The sequence below is a fragment of the Gemmatimonas sp. genome (assembly GCF_044376735.1).
Classification (GTDB): domain Bacteria; phylum Gemmatimonadota; class Gemmatimonadetes; order Gemmatimonadales; family Gemmatimonadaceae; genus Gemmatimonas.
Genome location: NZ_JBILKJ010000023.1, coordinates 24,179 through 41,210 on the forward strand (window position 1 = coordinate 24,179; position 17,032 = coordinate 41,210).

The following is a 17,032-nucleotide window of genomic DNA, read 5'->3' on the forward strand; positions in this document are numbered from 1 at the left end:
AGAAAGAGAACTCAATCGATCGCCAGCACACCCAGCGCGCCGTGACAGTGCGAAACGGTCCCGACGAGCACAGCACAGGGGCCGGAGGCCCCCCATGCGGCGAGTTGCCGATCAGCATCCGCGATCGCGGCGGCATCGATCATCCCGACGCCATACGTGCGGTGAACACACGGAAAGATAACGGGACCGCGAAGCGACGGGTTGTCCGCCACGTATTGGCGCACCATCGGCGGCATGCTCCAGTCTCGGACGCCCCGCGTGTGCGGACAGCGCGCCGGTTCGATGCAATTCACCGGGCACATCCATGTGGCGAAGCTGACGTAATGCCGCCCGTCGGGCGACGCCCGTTCCCACGGCGTCGGCGGCGCCTGCTCGAGGGGAGCGACGCGAATGTGCCGTTCCGGCCACCGTTCCCGCGCGCGGCCGATGAGCCAGTCGAGACAGACGTGGTGCATCAGCGGCGATGGCACCATCGCGTCGTGCGCGACCGCGTCCGGCCCCTGCCCGAGCCACTCGGCCACATACGCATCCCAGTCACGAACGGCAATGGTCAAGGGCAATCCGTGGTACGCACCGGCTGCGAGGAGGCCGGCCACGCGGCAGGCGGAGTTGCGATCGACCACCACGACTTCACCGACCTGCAGTGCCCCTCGCAGAGCGGCTCGCGTGAGTTGCTGAGCATACCAGCTGCCGTAGCATCCACCACCCATGATGACAAGGCGCCCGAAACACAGTGGCGCAGCGTGTGCGTCGCGGAGTGTGTCTGGCATTCAGCGACGCAAATGACGGCCACCGTCAACCGGGAGCACGATGCCGGTGACATAGGGCGCGTCGACGAGAAAGTGCACCGCCTGGGCCACATCGTGGGGCGTGCCGCTGCGCCCCATCGGCACATCGCGCAGGAAGCGCTCGATGGCGTCGTCCGCCAGATCGTCCGGCGGGAGCACCAGTCCGGGCGCCACGGCATTGACCCGCACGCGCGGCGCGAGCGCCGAGGCGGTCGTGCGCACCAACTGCGTCAGCGCCGCCTTCGTGACCTGATGGGGGATGAGCGTCGGGAAGATGGATTCGAACGCGAGATGGTCCGAGAGTTGCACGATGACGCCGCCGTCGCGCATGACCCGTGCGGCGGCCTGCATGAGAAAGAAGGGCGCACGCAGATTGACCGCCGAGGTCTGCTCCCACTGATCGGGCGTGACGGCATCGAACGGATGCGTCATCATGACGGAGGCCGAGCTGACGACGACGTCGAGCGCCCCGAACGCCCGCATCGCCGCGTCGACCACGCGGGACGGCGCCTCGACATCCGCGAGATCCTCCTGCACCACTGCGATACGCACGTCGTGCGTGCGGCGCAGCTCTTGGGCCAACGCGTCGGCTGCATCCGGCGATTTCCCGTGGTGCACCACCACATCGTAGCCGCGCGCGGCAAAGCTGCGCACGATTTCCGCGCCAACGCGCCGCGCGCCGCCGGTGACGAGCGCGACGCGATTCGACATCAGGCGGTGCCGGCCGCTGGGCGCTCAGCCGGGAGCATCGCCGCGCGGTCTGCCACGCGCGCATCCTGCCAGTCAAGCCAGATCTTCGGCACGAGCTGCCCGCCGAGCCGGCGCGGACCGTCGTGCGTGCCGTGCCAATCGGACCCACCGCTGGGCAGTAGCCCGGCCTTCTCGGTGTTGTCGAACAGGCGCTGCGACAGGGACGGCGGATGACTCGGGTGCAACACCTCGACGGCATCGAGTCCCATGTCGGCCAGCCGCAGAATGCGCGTCGGCGTCGCCGATTCACCCGGGTGCGCCCAGACGGCGAGCCCACCAGCCTGATGCACCAAGGCGATGGCGTCGGCCACGTCGAAGCGTTCTTTCGCCATGTACGCGGGACGGCCAAAGCCGATCCAGCGATCGAACGCCTCACGGAAATCACGGACCCACCCGCCGGCGACCATCGCCCGCGCCACATGCGGACGACCGACCGCCCCCTTGTCCGCTTCGGCGAGCACGGCGTCCATGGTGACCGGAATGCTGTGCTTATTGAGCACCTCCACAATCCGCACGGCGCGCTCCACCCGACCCGCCTGCAGGCCGCGCAGGGCCGAACGCATCGCGTCCTGGTTGGAAAGGTGGAGTCCGAGCAGGTGGAGTTCGTCGTCGTCAAAATGCGAACTGAGCTCGACCCCCGCGATGAGGCGGACCCCGAACTCCGCACCGGCGGCGGTCGCCTCGGCGACACCATCGACGGTGTCATGATCGGTGAGCGCGATGGCGTACAGCTTCGCGTCACGCGCCGCCTCGACGACCCGCGTGGGCGACAGCGCGCCGTCCGAGGCGGTCGAGTGCACTTGTAAGTCGACGAATAGTGCGGACTCGCCGCGTCCCGAGATCGTCTCCGGGCCCGATATGCCCGGCACGCCGTTCACGTGCGGTAGCCCGCTTCAGGGGAGCGCGCACCCGGCTGCGACGTGCGGAAGAGGTCGACGAGCTGCGCAACGTCAAGCTCGACGAGCGATTGTTCGCGCGCGCGCGTGCCCACCGGCGAATAGCGGGTCACACGCACCTCGCGGTCATCGCCGACTCCGGTCACGAAGATCACTCCGAACTCGTCACCGACGTACTGGGTGAGGAATCCGGAGGGGTATACCTGCCATTCACGTCCGTCGACCGTGATGCGTCGCGCGGGCATATCAGCCTCCTTGTACTTCGCGCCAGAGTCCGGACATTTCATCGTCGTCACGAGCCGCGGCGATGGCTTCTTCGCTCGCGGCCTCCATGAACTCGACGAATCGACCCGAATCGGTGGCGTGTTCAAAGACCCAGAAATGTGCGAGCACGGCAGCGGCGCGCGCCCGACGGGTTGCGAGGGCCGCCAGATAGGCTTCCCGCTCTGCGTGGGCGACCACGCGCTCCTGCATGGCCAGCACGCGTGCCATATCGGAATCAGAACCCGTTATCGGGCACCGACTCCAGCGACTTCTTGAGATCGGCCATGAACCGATCGGCATCGGCGCCGTCGATCACCCGATGATCGAACGACAGGGAAAAATACGCGCAGGTGCGAATCGCGATCGTCTCCTCGCCATCCGGACCGGTGACGACCTTCGCCCGCTTCTCGATGGCGCCGAGGCCAAGGATTGCCGTGGTCCCCACGGGAATGATCGGCGTGCCGAACAGCGATCCGAACACGCCGGGATTCGTGATGGTGAAGGTGGACTCCTGGACATCGGTCGGGCTCAGCTTCTTGCTACGGGCGCGGGCGGCGAGGTCGTTGGTACCGCGCGCGAGGCCGGTGAGCGAGAGCTCGTCGGCGTGCTTCAGCACGGGAACGATGAGCCCCGTGGGTTCGAGCGCCACGGCGATGCCGAGGTTAATCGGCTTGCGGAGAATGACGTCGTTGCCGGCAACTGCGGCGTTGAGCACGGGATGGCGCTTGAGCTGCGCGCAGACCGCCTGCAAGATGAACGGCAGGTAAGTGAGCTTCTGTCCGGACTGTGCTTCGAAGTCCTTGCGCATCGCCGTGCGGATGCGGGCCACGCGTGTGAGGTCGACTTCGAAGAAGGAGGTCACATGCGTCGCCACCTTGATGGCGAGCGCCATGTGATCGGAGGTGAGTTTCCGAATCTTGGACATCGGCTCGACGGTGTCGCCCGCCCACGGGGTGGGTAGCGGACCGCGCGCCTCGATCCCCGCCGGGGCGTGCATGGACGCGCCGACAACAGCGGCCACGCTCGGGGCCGGCTTCGCGGCGAGCACGGCGTCGAGGTCCTTGCGCGTGACACGACCGGCGATGCCGGTGCCACTCATGCCAGCGATCTCGACGCCGTGTGCCGCCGCCATCTTGCGCACGAGCGGAGACGACTTCGTGCGCACGCGTTCCTCGAAGGAGCCAACCGGTGCCGTCAGCGCCGACGGCGCGGCCGAGGCGACGACCGGCGCCGGGGGCGTCACGGCAGATGCGGTGACGGGTGCTGACACGGGGGCGGCAGCGGGCGCGCTGGGCGCGGCTGGCGGCGCGGAAGCCGCTACCGCGGCGTCGGTCTCGAGGCGCGCCACGACGGTCTGAATGGCAACCGTCTGCCCCTCTCCGATCAGGATCTCGACCAGAATGCCGGCGGACGGAGACGGGATCTCGGCATCGACCTTATCGGTGGAGATCTCGAAGAGCGGTTCGTCGCGTTTGACGTTGTCCCCCACCTTCTTCAGCCACCGCGAAACGGTCCCTTCCGCGATGGATTCTCCCATCTGCGGCATAATGACATCTACACGAGCCACTCGATCATCCTCGATCTAAAGAAACCGCATCGGCCGCGCGATCCGCGCGGCGCAAACGCCACAAGGCGAGCACCGGCAGCGTGATCGCGCCGAATGCCCCCCCGTACCCTGCGTACACCCACCAGTCGCACGCCGGCAACCCCGCCATGGGAGTACAGCGCGCGAAGAAGCCCAGCAACTTCCCGATCCCGACGCCGACCATCGCGCCGCTCACTGCACCGATAAAGAACGTAAAACACCCCACCCCGATATTCCGACCGACGCGGTCTTCGGGGAGAGGATTCTGGGCATCGCCAGCAGAGGTCGTCATCAATACGCAGTCAGGCGCCGGACCGCTCGAACGATATCGGCGGTTTGCGGCAACACGTAATCTTCGAGGGCTGGGGCGTACGGGAGTGGGATGTCCGCAGCCGTGACGCGCAACACTGGTGCGTCGAGCCATTCGAAGCAGGTTTCGTTGACGCGCGCGGTGATCTCCCCCGCCATCCCCCCCGTGCGCGTATCCTCATGCACGATCAACAGGCGATTCGTCTTCTTGACCGTGCGGAAGATCGCCTCGTCGTCCATCGGCGCGAGCGTGCGCAAGTCGATGACTTCGACGGAGATACCCTCGGCGGCCATGATCTCGGCGGCTTCGAGCGCCTTCCAGACGGTCGAGGCGTAGGTCACGATTGACACGTCGCTGCCTTCGCGCGCCACGCGTGCCTTGCCGATGGGCACCACATGATCGCCATCGGGCATGACATCCTTCACGCGTCGATAGAGATACTTGTGCTCGAAGAAGAGCACGCAGTCGTCGTCGCGGATCGCCGCCTTCATCAAGCCCTTGGCATCCGCCGCCGTGGACGGATACACGATCTTGAGCCCGGGCGTGTGCAGGAAGCCGGCTTCCGGGTTCTGGGAGTGAAACGGACCACCGCGGACGTAGCCGCCGCTGGGACCGCGCACCACCATCGGGCACGGCAGGAACGCGCGATAGCGCGCCGTGGCGACGTAGTTGGTGAGCATGTCGTACGCGTTGGCGATGAAGTCGATGAACTGCATTTCGACCACGGGCCGCATCCCCATGTGCGCGGCGCCGGCCGCTGCTCCCACGAGCGCGATCTCACTAATCGGCGAGTCGATGACCCGCTGCTCGCCGAACTTCGCCAGCAGCCCTTCGGTGACCTTGAACGCGCCACCGAAGGCCCCGATGTCTTCGCCCATGCAGAAGACATTGCGGTCACGCTCCATCTCCTCGAAGAGCGCCTCGCGGATCGCCTCGAGATACGTGATTTCGGCCATCAGGGCGTCGCTCCGTCGGCATTCCAGGTGCCCCAACTCTCGGGTCGCTCCTGACCGTACGCCTCGGTGTCGGCGTCGCGGCGGAACCAGAGAGGCTGCTCAACGGGCGGTTCGGCGTAGACACCCATCAGGGCCTCACGCGCATCGGGCGTGCCAGAGCGTTCGGCCAGATCGGTCGCATCGTCGATCTCGCGCACGATGCGCGCGTCGATGGCGTCGATTTCAGCCGGTGCGACGCCGAGGTCAGCCTGCAGCACCCGTCGATAGCGATCGATCGGATCATTCTCAGCCGCCCACCGCTCGATCTCGCCGGCCGGCACGTACGACTGGTTGTCGTGCTCGGCATGTCCCTTGCGGCGATACGTGATCAGCTCGACCAGTGACACCCCGTGGCCGGCGCGAGCGTGGTCAACGGCCGTCTTGGTCACGTCGTAGGTGGCCAGGACGTCGTTGCCGTCGGCCTGCAGCCCCAGCACACCGTAGCCGATCGCCTTGTCGACGAAGTGTTTCGCGGCCGACTGCCTGTGCGTGGGGGTGGAGTAGGCGTACCCGTTGTTCTCGACCACGACGACCAGCGGGCACCTCTGCACGGCGGCGAAGTTGATGCCCTCATGAAAGGCACCGGTGCTGGTCGCGCCGTCGCCGACATAGACGAGTCCCACGCGATCTTCGCCGCGCATCTTGAACGACATCGTGACCCCGGTCATGACTGGGACCATATCCCCGAGCGGCGAGATCTGCCCGAGGAATCCGCGGGTGACACCCGCTTCACCGATGTCGCCAAAGTGGATGTTGAGTTCGCGGCCGCGGGTGGGAGAATCGGCCTTGGCCATGTACTGCTTGAGCACTTCGACCGGCGTCGCCCCTTTGACGAGCATGGCCCCGAGGTTGCGAATGAGCGGCGACATGACATCGCGCTGCTCAAGGGCGAAGCAACTGCCGACGGCATCAGCTTCCTGCCCGAGCGAACGAAAAAGACCGCCGACGACCTTGGTTTGGCGGTACAGGTTCACCAGACGCTCTTCGAGTTGCCGCGTGAGCTTCATCCAGTAGTAGAGCTCGAGCTTCCGCTCGCGCGAGAGGGCGTCACTGGGACGCGCTCCGACGGCGGGGGCGTTACGGCCAGTGCGCGCCCTCGCCATCAGTAACCGGCCTCGATCGTGTGCCGAGGGTCGGCGAGGCGATGTACGGCGTTGAAGAACCGCTTGACGTTCTTATCGAGTCGGCTCTCACCGACCTGATCCGTATGGGCTTCGACGAACGTGTAGTGACCGCCCTCCATTTTCACCGACAGCGTCAGGGTGCCGAGCGAACCGCTAAAGCTGCGCGACCTCGCATCGGCGGCCGCTCGGGCGAGACCGATCAGCGGAAAAAAACGATCAGCCGACTCCATTACGAGATCCGGTGCGAGCGCGGTCCGATGGAAGTGCCGCATACTCAGGGTTCCTTACGCGTCGTGTCCTTGGCGCGCGGTGGTGGTTCAGGCGGGCGCGACGACGCGGGCGGGGAAAAGTCGCCCGGCTCCTCCGCGGCCATGATGTCCTGCGTCCAGTCTGGCGTTTTCTGCAAGACCTTCGTGGAGTCGAGACGGAACTGAATGGCCATCGCCCACATGCCTGCGGTGACGAACATCAGGTTACTTCGGTAGGTCCCCAACTCTTCGGTAGCGGCGAGGCCGTTGGAGACGGTTTTGCGATCGCGGTTGGTGCCGAAAATTCTCCCTTCGCCTCCCTGAATGGGGAGGCCGCTTTTGACATCGTGGACCATGACGCGCCAGTAGATCGGCTCGAGCGCACGCGTCGGCTTCGTCTCAGGCGACACCCGAATGACGAAATCGTCCGTCTTGAAACGGAGTTCGTTCGTAGGTGGTGGACTCGCCCCACCTCCGCAGCTGGCCATCACGAGGCCAGCGGCGGCGAGTGTCACGACGCGACGGAGACGACGCGTGCGCTCATGAGTCATTGATAGTATTCCAGTCCGAGGTGCGTGATCTGCTCTTCGCCCATCAGGTGACGCAGCGTGTTCTTCAACTTCGTCTGCTGGATGAACAGGTCGTGTTCCGGCTGGAGTCCCGGCGCGGCCTGCGGCGCTTTGTAGTAGAAGCTCAGCCATTCCTGAATGCCCTTCATGCCGGCGCGCATCGCAAAGTCGGAGAAGAGCGCGAGGTCAAGCACCATCGGCGCCGCGAGGATGGAGTCGCGGCAGAGGAAATTGATCTTGATCTGCATCGGGTAGCCGAGCCACCCCTTGATGTCGATGTTGTCCCAGCCTTCCTTATTGTCGCCGCGCGGTGGGTAGTAGTTGATGCGCACGACGTGCGAGAAGTCCTTGTAGAGCTCCGGATAAATCTCAGGCTGCAGGATCGTGTGCAGCACGGAGAGCTTCGACGCTTCCTTCGTCTTGAACGACGAGGGATCGTCGAGGACCTCGCCGTCGCGATTGCCCAGGATGTTCGTGGAGTACCAGCCTTCGAGACCAAGCATGCGCGCCTTGAGGCCCGGCGCGATGATGGTCTTCATCCATGTCTGCCCGGTCTTGAAGTCCTTGCCGGAGACGGGGACGCCCTTCGCGATGGCGAGGTCGAGCAGCGCCGGGAAGTCAGCGGAGAGATTCGGGGCACCGTTGCAGTACGGGATGCCTTCCATGATCGCGGCATAGGCGTACAGCATGCTGGGCGCGATCGCATCATCATTCTCGTCCATTGCCTTCTCGAACGCTTCGATGGTCTGATGCTGCGGGCCCGGGCTGATGAACGTCTCGGTCGATCCGGTCCACACCATCACGCCGCGGGTCGCGCCATTGCTCTGCATGACGTGGCGAATGTCGGCGCGAATCTGGTCGGCGAGGTCGCGCTTGTTCTTGCCCGTCTTGACGTTGGTCGCGCGGGTGATGCGCGTGACGTAGCGACTCTCGAAGACGGCCGGCATCGGCTTGATGCTCTTGAGGAAATCCGCGATCGGTTCGATGTCGGCCTTCTCGAGGACGCCGGCGTTCACGGCCGACTCGTAGGCCGTGTCGGGGATGGGGTCCCAGGCGCCGAACACGATGTCGTCGAGCTTGGCCAGCGAGACGAAATCCTTGATCAGCGGGCTCCGACCGTCCGTGCGCTTCCCGAGGCGAATCGTGGCCATCTGCGATAGCGATCCGATGGGCACCGAGAGTCCCCGGCGCACGCGCTCAACGCCAGCGATGAACGTGGTGGCCACGGCGCCGAGACCCGGCGTGAAGATGGCGAGCTTCCCCGTTGCCGGGGCTGGGGCCGCGGCGTTACCGCGAGTCGATTCGGACACTGCGTTTATTCTCCGGGGGAAGTGGTCGTACGATACACGAAGTTGATGCGCTGGAAGACGGTGATCCACGCGGTGACGGCCAACAGACTGACGATGCCGATGAGAATCCAGCCGTTAAGCGCCAATCCAAAAAACGCCTGCGGCGCGGAGAGGAGCGTGATGCGCTCTGGACGCTGCAGCATACCCACTTTCGCATCGACGCCGAGCCCCTCGGCTCTGGCGCGCGTGTACGACGTGAGGAAAGTAGCGATGAGGGCGGCCAGCGTGACGAGGACCATCGGCTGGCTGGCGTGCACCGGGTGCGTCGCGTAGAAGACCAGCAGGCCGCCAAAGAGGAAGCCATCGGCCACACGGTCGAGCGTGGAGTCGTAAAACGCGCCAAAGATGGTGCTCTGCCCCGTCCGGCGGGCGACGGTTCCGTCGAGCACGTCGAACAGCGCGGTGAGTCCGAGGAACCAGCCGCCGGCGCTGATGTGCCCCGACGCGAAGATCACTCCCGCCGTGCACGTGCAGATCGTGCCGATGGTCGTGATCGTGTTGGGGCGCACACGCCGCGCAACGAGCCAGTCGGCCACAGGGGCGATGACTCGCATGTATCCGCGCTGGACAGCGCTCCACAGTGACTGCATCTCGCTCGCGCTAAAGTAACAGGGAAGTAACTAGCTCGTGAAAGTTAGAACTCCTCGTCGATCAACGGTAGAGATAGAAGCGTCTCGCGTCCCTTTCGAAGGCGATCACCGCTGGCAGCTGGCGATCCATCACGGCGTCGGGGTCAGCCCCACCCAGCAGGGCCTCCCGAACGCGGGCGGCTCCCAGGCGCAGGTCGAAGCCGGCCGCCGTGACCCGGAGCGAGTCCTTGTGCACCCGTGAGAGCGCCCAGAGGATGGCGGCACCAACACGGGCGGGCTGGACGCGCTCGCGGTCTGTGACCTCGATCCGGATTCCGGGGATCGACTGTCCCGCGAACTTGCCGTCGCCGGGCTTGTTCGGGGTGAACCGCTCGGCCTTGAACTTCACGCCCGTGAGCGAGAGATCCTCGAGCATGCGGGTGACGGAATCGGCGCGGAGCCACGCGGCGCCGAAGCGCTGGAACGGCTCGTCGGTGCCGCGTCCCACGGAGACGTTACTGGCCTCGAACGGGACCAAGGCGGGGTAGAGGAGCGCGCTGGTGATATTGGGCATGTTCGGCGACGGCCGGACCCAGGGGAGTGACGTCTCGTCGAACCACATGCCGCGTCGCCAGTTCCGCATGGGCACGACGGTGAGGCGGGTCCCGAGCTTGAACTGCGTCTGAAAGAGCCGCGCCATCTCCCCCATGGTGAGGCCATGGCGAAGGGGCATCGGATAGAGTGCGAAGCCGTTCGTCCGATTGCCGGGGACGGGCATCTCCGCATTGGCTAGCGCCGAATCGAGGAGGGCGCCTTCGGCGCGCGCGCCCGTGAGCGGGTTGGGGCGATCGAGCACCAGCACCGGGATCCCGCGTTTTGCGCCCGCCTGCATGGTGTAGAGCATGACGCCGACGTACGTCCAGGTGCGCGTGCCGATGTCCTGGAGATCGACCACCAGCACGTCCACATCAGTGAGGAGACTGTCCGGCGGCGCTATGGTGCGGCTCTGATACAGCGCGTGAATGGTGAGGCCTGTCTTCTCGTCCTTCTCATCGCTGAGGTTTGGTCGATCGGCGGTCCCAGTCACGCCATGTTCCGGAGCAAACAGGCGCACCAGCTTCACCCCGGCGCGTTGGGCGCGCGGGTCCATGGCCAGCAGGTCGATGGAGCGACGCCCTCTTTCGTCCACCCCCGTTTGGTTGGTCACGAGCGCGACACGCTTGCCGGCGATCAGCTTGATGCTATCGTCCAACAGCACGGTAATCCCGGGGCGGACCTTGCGGTTCCGGTCCCCGATCGGCATTCCATCGAGACCCTCGTCGGGCATCGGCGCATTGTCGGGGCGACCGCCGCCCGCACACCCCGACACGAGCGATCCGACACCGATCACCGAGAGCAGCACCAGCGTCTTGATGGCCTTCACGCGTTACCTCCAGAAGATCCTGCTGCGCTCAGGTCGCGCAACATCCCGCCCCATCGCGAACACATGACCCGACCGGCCCCCTACCATTCCGCGCTGCTCTCCGGCCGAACCGGCCACGGCGCTGCCTGCACGAACGCACCGAACCGCATCTTTCTCAAGCGGGGCACGCCATGGATGTTGGCGCTGGTCAGCGGGGCGAGCATGCTGGCCGGGTGCGCGAGACATGCCAACGGGTCTCGTGAGTTGCCCCCGGTCCGAGGGATCGCGCGCGCGCAGGCCCAGCGCCTCGGCGACAGCGTCCGCGCGGTGCTGACGCGAGCGATCGCCGACAGTGCGTTTCCGGGGGCATACGCGGCAGTCGGCACCGCCGACGGCGTGATCGTCGAGTATGGCGTCGGGCAGCTGGACGTCGCCGATCGGTCGCGGCCGTCGGCCACCACCATCTGGGATCTGGCGTCGTTGACCAAGGTGATCGGCACGACGAGTGCCATGATCCAGCTCGTGGGCTCGGGCCGGGTGGCGCTGGATTCGCCCGTAGTACGCTATCTGCCGGCTTGGAAGGCGCCGGGTGCGGAACGGATCACGGTCCGGCACCTGTTGTCACACTCGTCGGGCATGCCGGCATGGCGCGCGCTGTACAAGGAGGCGGCGACGCCTGAGGAGGCCGAGCAACAGCTGTTCGCAACGTCACCGGACACGGTGCCGGGTGTTCGGTACGTGTACAGCGACCTTGGCTTCATTCTGCTGGGCAAGCTGGTGGAACGGGTAAGTGGTGAACGGCTCGCCCCCTACGACTCGGCGCATGTGTTTGGGCCGCTGGGGATGACTGACACGCGCTATCTCCCGTCGGCGGCCTTGCTGCCGCGCATCGCGCCGACCGAGGAGGATCCCTGGCGCCAGCGGAAGGTCCGCGGCGAGGTGCACGACGAGAATGCCGTCCGTCTCGGGGGCGTATCGGGACACGCCGGGTTGTTTTCGACGGGTCAGGATCTGGCGCGTTTCGCCCGCATGTATCTGCGGCACGGCACGCTGGACGGCGTCCGGGTCTTCGACTCGGCTACGGTGTCGACGTTCACGCGCATGCAGGACTCCACGATCTCGCGGCGGGCGCTGGGCTGGGAGACACCGACCGGGGGCAACTCGGCTGGTAGTCGCCTGACGCCGCTCGCATTCGGCCACACGGGGTTTACCGGCACGTCCTTGTGGATGGATCCGGCGCGCGGCGTGTTCGTGCTGTTGCTCACCAACCGGGTGAATCCAACACGCGAGAACCGAAAGATCGGTGGGGTCCGCACGGCGCTGGCGGACGCGGCGGTCGGTGCATTGGGCGGAAGCCCGGGGCGATGAGCAAGGATTCACGAGGGGCTTTCTTGAACGGGAGCGATTCACTCGCTATTTTCCCTTCAGCTAGACGCGACACTGACCCGGTTGCCGATCGCGGGTGCGATCGGGTGCGGGCAGTGCGCTCCATCAGGCCGGGGTGTCAGCCGGCCGCTTCGGAGGACAGCAATGAGCACGATGCAGCAGCCGGATGTCATGGTGGTTCTCACGTCCACGGCCGCGACGGAAGTCCGCAAGTTCATGGAAGCGGAAGGCGTCACGCCCGAGCAGGGTGGCCTTCGCGTGTCCGTGATGCCGGGCGGGTGCAGCGGCTTCAAGTACGGGCTGGTGATCGAGGACAAGAGCGCGGACGACGATACGATCTTCGAGCTCGAGGGCATCAAGCTTTTCGTCGACCCGTTTTCGGCGCAGTATCTGAGCGGCACGACCATCGACTATGTCACGTCGATGCAGGGATCTGGCTTCACCTTCAAGAATCCGAACTCAACCGGCGGTTGCGGTTGCGGCAGTTCCTTCTCGGCCTGACTCGACGCCCCAACACCTTCTTTCATGACCATGGCCTCCGGTTCTCCGGCGGCCACTGAAGGTTCGCAGGCCCGCACGCTCGAGTCGAGCGGCGGGCCTGCGCACGTCAGTGGCACCATGTTCGTGCACCCCGACATTGACGGGACGGTGCGCGAGCGTATTCCGACGATCATCATTGACGAGCACGAGGCGATGGCCCGGCTGGTGGCCGGGCGTATCGCGACGCTCATGCGCGAGCGCGCGGCGGCCGGCCGGTCGATCGTGCTGGGACTGGCCACGGGTTCGACGCCGATCGGGGTCTACCGTGAGCTCATCCGCCTGCACCGCGAGGACGGGCTGAGTTTCCGCCATGTGATCTCGTTCAACCTGGACGAGTACTATCCGATGGCGCCGGGCAGCATTCACTCGTATCACCGGTTCATGTGGGAGAACTTGTTCTCACACGTCGATATCGAGCCCGACAACGTCCACATCCCGGACGGCACGCTGGATCGATCGGCGATCGACGCCTCCTGTGCGGCCTACGAGGCGGCAATCGTGGCGGCGGGCGGTGTGGATTTTCAGCTGCTCGGCATCGGCAAGACGGGACATATCGGCTTCAACGAGCCGGGCTCCGGAGAGAACAGCCGAACGCGTGTGGTCCACCTCGATTCCGTGACGCGACGAGATGCCGCGGCGGATTTTTTCGGCGAAGCCAACGTGCCGCGCGAAGCGATCACCATGGGCATCGCGACGATCCTGCAGGCGCGTGAAATCGCGATTCTGGCGACCGGTGAGCACAAGTCGGGCATCGTCCGTCGCTCGGTGGAAGGCGACATCGATCGCGCCGTCGCCGCGACGTTCCTGCAGCGTCATCCGCACACGACGTTTTACGTGGACAACGCCGCCGCGGCCGATCTCACGCGCGTCGCTACGCCGTGGCTGATCGATGACGTGCGCTGGGATGACGCTCTCGCCGTACGCGCTGTGACCTGGCTGGCTGGCCGGTGCCAGAAGGCGATCCTCAAGCTGACGCAGCTCGACTACGACGAACACTCGATGTCGTCGCTGGTAGCGCGGCACGGCTCGCCGGGCGCCGTGAACGGCCTTGTGTTCAACGTGCTCGGCGCCAAGATCCGCGGGAAGAGCAAGCTGCCGCGCGGCATGAAGACGCTGTGTTTTTCGCCACACCCCGACGACGACGTGATTTCCATGGGCGGCATTCTCCGCAAGTTCGTGGAGAATGAGAACGACGTGATGGTGGCTTATATGACCAGCGGCAACATCGCCGTGTTCGATCACGACGTCCGTCGCTATATGGATTTCCTGGTGCGGCTCGACCAGGAGCGAATCGGTGAGGGCACGGCGGTCCGCACGCTGGCCGACACGGTGCATCAGTTCCTGGAGTCGAAGCACGCCGGTCAGGTGGACATCGCTGAAGTGCAAGACATCAAGCGCATCATCCGCGAGTCCGAAGCGGTGAGCGGTATCGAGGTCATGGGGCTGACGCGGGACCATGCACGCTTCCTGAACCTGCCCTTCTATCAGACCGGGAAGGTGCGCAAGGATCCGATCGGTCCGGCCGACGTGGCGATCGTTGCGACACTGCTGCGTGAGCTGCAACCCGAGATCATCTTCGTCGCCGGCGACTTGTCCGACCCGCACGGTACGCACCGGATGTGCAAGGAAGCGATCGACCGCGCGCTCTTGGAAGTGTACGGCGGGCCGCAGGCGCCAACGCCCCCGCAGGTGTGGCTGTACCGCGGCGCGTGGCAGGAGTGGCCGGTTACGGAGGCCACCGTGCTCGTGCCGTTGTCGCAGGAAGAACTCACGCTCAAGATCCAGGCGATCTTCAAGCATCAGTCGCAGAAGGACTCCGCGCCGTTCCCCGGACAGGATGCCCGCGAATTCTGGCAGCGGGTGGAGCAGCGCAACAAGGCCACGTCGGCCCAGTTGGACCAGCTCGGCCTCGCCGAGTACTTCGCTATGGAGGCGTATGTCATCGCGTGATACCGGTGTGACTTCGTGACCGGCCGCTTCAATCTGCTCGACCTGCTCGTGCTGTTGCTGTATCTCGGCGGCACGACGGCATTGGGGATGTGGATCGGTCGGACGCAGCGATCGACCAGTGACTACTTCGTCGCGGATCGGGCGATTCCGTGGTGGGCGGTCATGTTCTCGATCGTGGCGAGTGAGACCTCCGCCCTCACGTTTATCAGCATCCCGGGACTGGCATACACGGGGAACCTTGGCTTTCTCGAAGTCGTGGCCGGTTACATCGTGGGGCGCATCGTGGTGGCCTACACGCTCCTGCCTCGGTACTTCGCCGGCAATCTGGTCACGGCGTACGCCTTGCTGGAAACGCGGTTCGGCCTCGGCACGCGGCGCTTCACGTCGATCGTGTTCATGATCACACGAGCGATGGCCGATGCCGTTCGTGTATTCGCCACGGCGATTCCCGTTGCGCTGATCATCGGCCCCGTCATGCCGAAGGAATACACCATGCCGGCCGCGATCGTCGTGCTCGGCGTGCTGACCGTGATTTATACCTACCGCGGCGGGATGAAGGCGGTGGTGTGGACCGAGCTCTTGCAGGCGAGCATCTACCTGATGGGCGGAATCTCGGCGATCGTGCTGATCGGCCAGGCCGTCGACGGTGGATGGACGACGATTCTCGCGCAAGCGGGAGCGGCGGGCAAGCTGCAGGGGATCGACTGGTACACCGGCTTCGACCGTCCTCACACGATGTTCGCCGGCATCATCGGCGGCGCGTTCCTCGCGATGGCGTCGCATGGCACGGATCAGATCATCGTGCAGCGATTGCTGTCAAGCCGATCGCTGAAGCAGGCACAGGTGGCGATCATCGGCAGTGGATTTGCGGTATTTGCGCAGATGGCACTGTTCCTGATGGTGGGCCTCGGTCTGTGGGTCGTATATGGTGGGCAGCCCTTTGCGACGGCCGACCAGATCTTCCCGACGTTCATCATCGAGCGCATGCCGCATGGCCTGATCGGGCTGATCGTCGCGGCGATCATCGCGGCGACGATGAGCACGCATTCCGGTGCCATTAACGCATTGGCGGCGTCGTCCACCTACGATATCTACCTTCCGTTCACCGGCCGATCGGCGGACGATCCGCGGACACTTCGCGTGAGTAAACTGTTCGCCTTGGCATGGGGCATCGCTCTCACAGCTGGCGCGCTCATGTTCAAGGAACAGGGGACGCCCGTGGTCGTGATTGCGCTGTCGATCGCCTCGTTCACGCAGGGGGGGCTCCTGGGCGGCTTCTTCCTCGGACTCTTCTGGTCGCGCGCGATTCAACGGGATGCGATCCTTGGCATGAGCGTCGGCATCAGCTGCATGGCATTCATTGTGTTCGCGAAACAGATCGTGTCGGCGTATCCGTCCATGGAGCCGACGTTGCACGGTGTGGCGTCGATTGCGTGGCCGTGGTACGTCCTGATCGGTCTTTCCATCACTTTCGTGACGGGCGCCGTGTCATCCTTCAGTCACCCGGCGCCCGCGCCGCCGCACGTTCTTCAGGGGAATCGTTCATGAGTGCCGGACCTCTCGACCCGACGCCGCTCGTTGTCGGTGTAGACGGCGGTGGCAGCCGTACCCGCGTTGTTCTGGCCGATGCCGCTGGCCATGTGCTGGCGCGTGTGGACGGTGCCGGCACCGCGTTAACGCCAGGTCACGAAGGGGTTGCGGCGGACATCATCAAGTCGTTGATCGCCGAAGCGCTGACATCGGCCGATCGCACGGACACCCGGCCGGCGGTGTGCGTGGTCGGTGTCGCAGGTGCGGGACAGGAACGGGCGGCGCAAGCCCTGTGGTCGGCGCTGGCGTCGCGCCGCATCGCCGACGATGTGTCAGTGCAAGCCGACGCCACGATCGCGATGGATGATGCCTTCGGCGATTCCGCCGGCGTACTGCTGATTTCTGGTACGGGATCAGTGGCCTACTCCCGAGGGCCCGACGGACGGGTCGAGCGATGCGGCGGATGGGGTCCGCACATCGGCGACGAAGGCAGTGGTGCGTGGTTGGGCCGGCGCGCCCTCAGCGTGATTACGGCGGCCCATGATGGGCGCGAGCCCGACACGGCGCTCACTGGCGCCATTCTCACGGCGCTCGAGCTGGAGTCGCTCGACGAGTTGATCCCGTGGGCGGCGGTCGCGACACCCGGGCAGTACGCGACGCTCGCGCCGGTGGTCGCCAAGGTGGCGTCTACGGGTGACTTGCGCGCCAACGCGATCATCAGCTTCTGTGTGGAAGAACTCTCGCTGCACGTTCGCACACTGGCGCGTCGTTGCTTCA

At 65.5% G+C, this 17,032-nt stretch carries 19 protein-coding genes; 5 read left to right on the plus strand and 14 right to left on the minus strand.

Features of this window, described 5'->3' with window-relative positions; all coding sequences use genetic code 11:
- Positions 1-11: 11 nt before the first annotated feature.
- The 14 genes from ACIRA7_RS05940 to ACIRA7_RS06005 form a co-directional block, all read right to left on the minus strand.
- On the minus strand, positions 12-770 hold the full coding sequence (locus ACIRA7_RS05940) for a hypothetical protein (RefSeq protein ID WP_396219916.1): 759 nt from the start codon (positions 768-770) through the stop codon (positions 12-14).
- Positions 771-1,499: an SDR family oxidoreductase gene (locus ACIRA7_RS05945; RefSeq protein WP_396219917.1), complete on the minus strand. Its 729-nt coding sequence runs from the start codon at positions 1,497-1,499 to the stop codon at positions 771-773.
- Positions 1,499-2,338 carry a PHP domain-containing protein gene (locus tag ACIRA7_RS05950; protein WP_396219918.1) on the minus strand — a complete coding sequence of 280 codons (840 nt, stop codon included), beginning with the start codon at positions 2,336-2,338 and terminating at the stop codon, positions 1,499-1,501. The genes ACIRA7_RS05945 and ACIRA7_RS05950 overlap by 1 nt, the downstream gene beginning before the upstream one ends.
- A gap of 74 nt (positions 2,339-2,412) precedes the next feature.
- Positions 2,413-2,679, minus strand: coding sequence for a hypothetical protein (locus ACIRA7_RS05955; protein WP_396219919.1), 267 nt, complete (start codon positions 2,677-2,679; stop codon positions 2,413-2,415).
- Between the two features lies 1 nt (position 2,680).
- Positions 2,681-2,926 carry a hypothetical protein gene (locus ACIRA7_RS05960; RefSeq protein ID WP_396219920.1) on the minus strand — a complete coding sequence of 82 codons (246 nt, stop codon included), beginning with the start codon at positions 2,924-2,926 and terminating at the stop codon, positions 2,681-2,683.
- Between the two features lie 7 nt (positions 2,927-2,933).
- Positions 2,934-4,244, minus strand: a complete 1,311-nt coding sequence (locus ACIRA7_RS05965; protein ID WP_396219935.1) for a dihydrolipoamide acetyltransferase family protein — start codon at positions 4,242-4,244, stop codon at positions 2,934-2,936.
- Between the two features lie 25 nt (positions 4,245-4,269).
- Positions 4,270-4,575 carry a hypothetical protein gene (locus ACIRA7_RS05970; RefSeq protein WP_396219921.1) on the minus strand — a complete coding sequence of 102 codons (306 nt, stop codon included), beginning with the start codon at positions 4,573-4,575 and terminating at the stop codon, positions 4,270-4,272.
- Positions 4,575-5,549, minus strand: a complete 975-nt coding sequence (locus ACIRA7_RS05975) for an alpha-ketoacid dehydrogenase subunit beta (RefSeq protein ID WP_396219922.1) — start codon at positions 5,547-5,549, stop codon at positions 4,575-4,577. The genes ACIRA7_RS05970 and ACIRA7_RS05975 overlap by 1 nt, the downstream gene beginning before the upstream one ends.
- Positions 5,549-6,691, minus strand: coding sequence for a thiamine pyrophosphate-dependent dehydrogenase E1 component subunit alpha (locus tag ACIRA7_RS05980; protein ID WP_396219923.1), 1,143 nt, complete (start codon positions 6,689-6,691; stop codon positions 5,549-5,551). The genes ACIRA7_RS05975 and ACIRA7_RS05980 overlap by 1 nt, the downstream gene beginning before the upstream one ends.
- Positions 6,691-6,942, minus strand: coding sequence for a hypothetical protein (locus tag ACIRA7_RS05985; RefSeq protein ID WP_396219924.1), 252 nt, complete (start codon positions 6,940-6,942; stop codon positions 6,691-6,693). Before ACIRA7_RS05985 ends, ACIRA7_RS05980 begins: the two co-directional genes overlap by 1 nt.
- 44 nt (positions 6,943-6,986) lie before the next feature.
- The gene (locus tag ACIRA7_RS05990; protein ID WP_396219925.1) at positions 6,987-7,511 is read right to left on the minus strand and encodes a hypothetical protein; all 525 of its coding nucleotides are present in this window, start codon (positions 7,509-7,511) and stop codon (positions 6,987-6,989) included.
- Positions 7,508-8,839, minus strand: coding sequence for an inositol-3-phosphate synthase (locus ACIRA7_RS05995; RefSeq protein ID WP_396219926.1), 1,332 nt, complete (start codon positions 8,837-8,839; stop codon positions 7,508-7,510). Before ACIRA7_RS05995 ends, ACIRA7_RS05990 begins: the two co-directional genes overlap by 4 nt.
- A gap of 5 nt (positions 8,840-8,844) precedes the next feature.
- Positions 8,845-9,432 carry a CDP-alcohol phosphatidyltransferase family protein gene (locus ACIRA7_RS06000; protein ID WP_396219927.1) on the minus strand — a complete coding sequence of 196 codons (588 nt, stop codon included), beginning with the start codon at positions 9,430-9,432 and terminating at the stop codon, positions 8,845-8,847.
- Between the two features lie 97 nt (positions 9,433-9,529).
- Positions 9,530-10,870, minus strand: a complete 1,341-nt coding sequence (locus tag ACIRA7_RS06005) for an exo-beta-N-acetylmuramidase NamZ domain-containing protein (RefSeq protein ID WP_396219928.1) — start codon at positions 10,868-10,870, stop codon at positions 9,530-9,532.
- A gap of 63 nt (positions 10,871-10,933) precedes the next feature.
- Here ACIRA7_RS06005 and ACIRA7_RS06010 point away from each other — a divergent pair, with 63 nt between their 5' ends.
- The 5 genes from ACIRA7_RS06010 to ACIRA7_RS06030 all read left to right on the plus strand — a co-directional run.
- Positions 10,934-12,217, plus strand: coding sequence for a serine hydrolase domain-containing protein (locus ACIRA7_RS06010; RefSeq protein ID WP_396219929.1), 1,284 nt, complete (start codon positions 10,934-10,936; stop codon positions 12,215-12,217).
- 162 nt (positions 12,218-12,379) lie between these two features.
- Entirely contained in the window at positions 12,380-12,736 is a 357-nt protein-coding gene (gene erpA, locus ACIRA7_RS06015; RefSeq protein ID WP_396219930.1) for an iron-sulfur cluster insertion protein ErpA, read from the plus strand.
- Between the two features lie 24 nt (positions 12,737-12,760).
- Positions 12,761-14,725 carry a glucosamine-6-phosphate deaminase gene (gene nagB / locus ACIRA7_RS06020; protein ID WP_396219931.1) on the plus strand — a complete coding sequence of 655 codons (1,965 nt, stop codon included), beginning with the start codon at positions 12,761-12,763 and terminating at the stop codon, positions 14,723-14,725.
- A 15-nt stretch (positions 14,726-14,740) separates the two neighbouring features.
- The gene (locus ACIRA7_RS06025; RefSeq protein ID WP_396219932.1) at positions 14,741-16,273 is read left to right on the plus strand and encodes a sodium:solute symporter; all 1,533 of its coding nucleotides are present in this window, start codon (positions 14,741-14,743) and stop codon (positions 16,271-16,273) included.
- On the plus strand, positions 16,270-17,032 hold a 763-nt coding region (locus ACIRA7_RS06030), incomplete at its 3' end, for a BadF/BadG/BcrA/BcrD ATPase family protein (protein WP_396219933.1). The genes ACIRA7_RS06025 and ACIRA7_RS06030, both read left to right, overlap by 4 nt.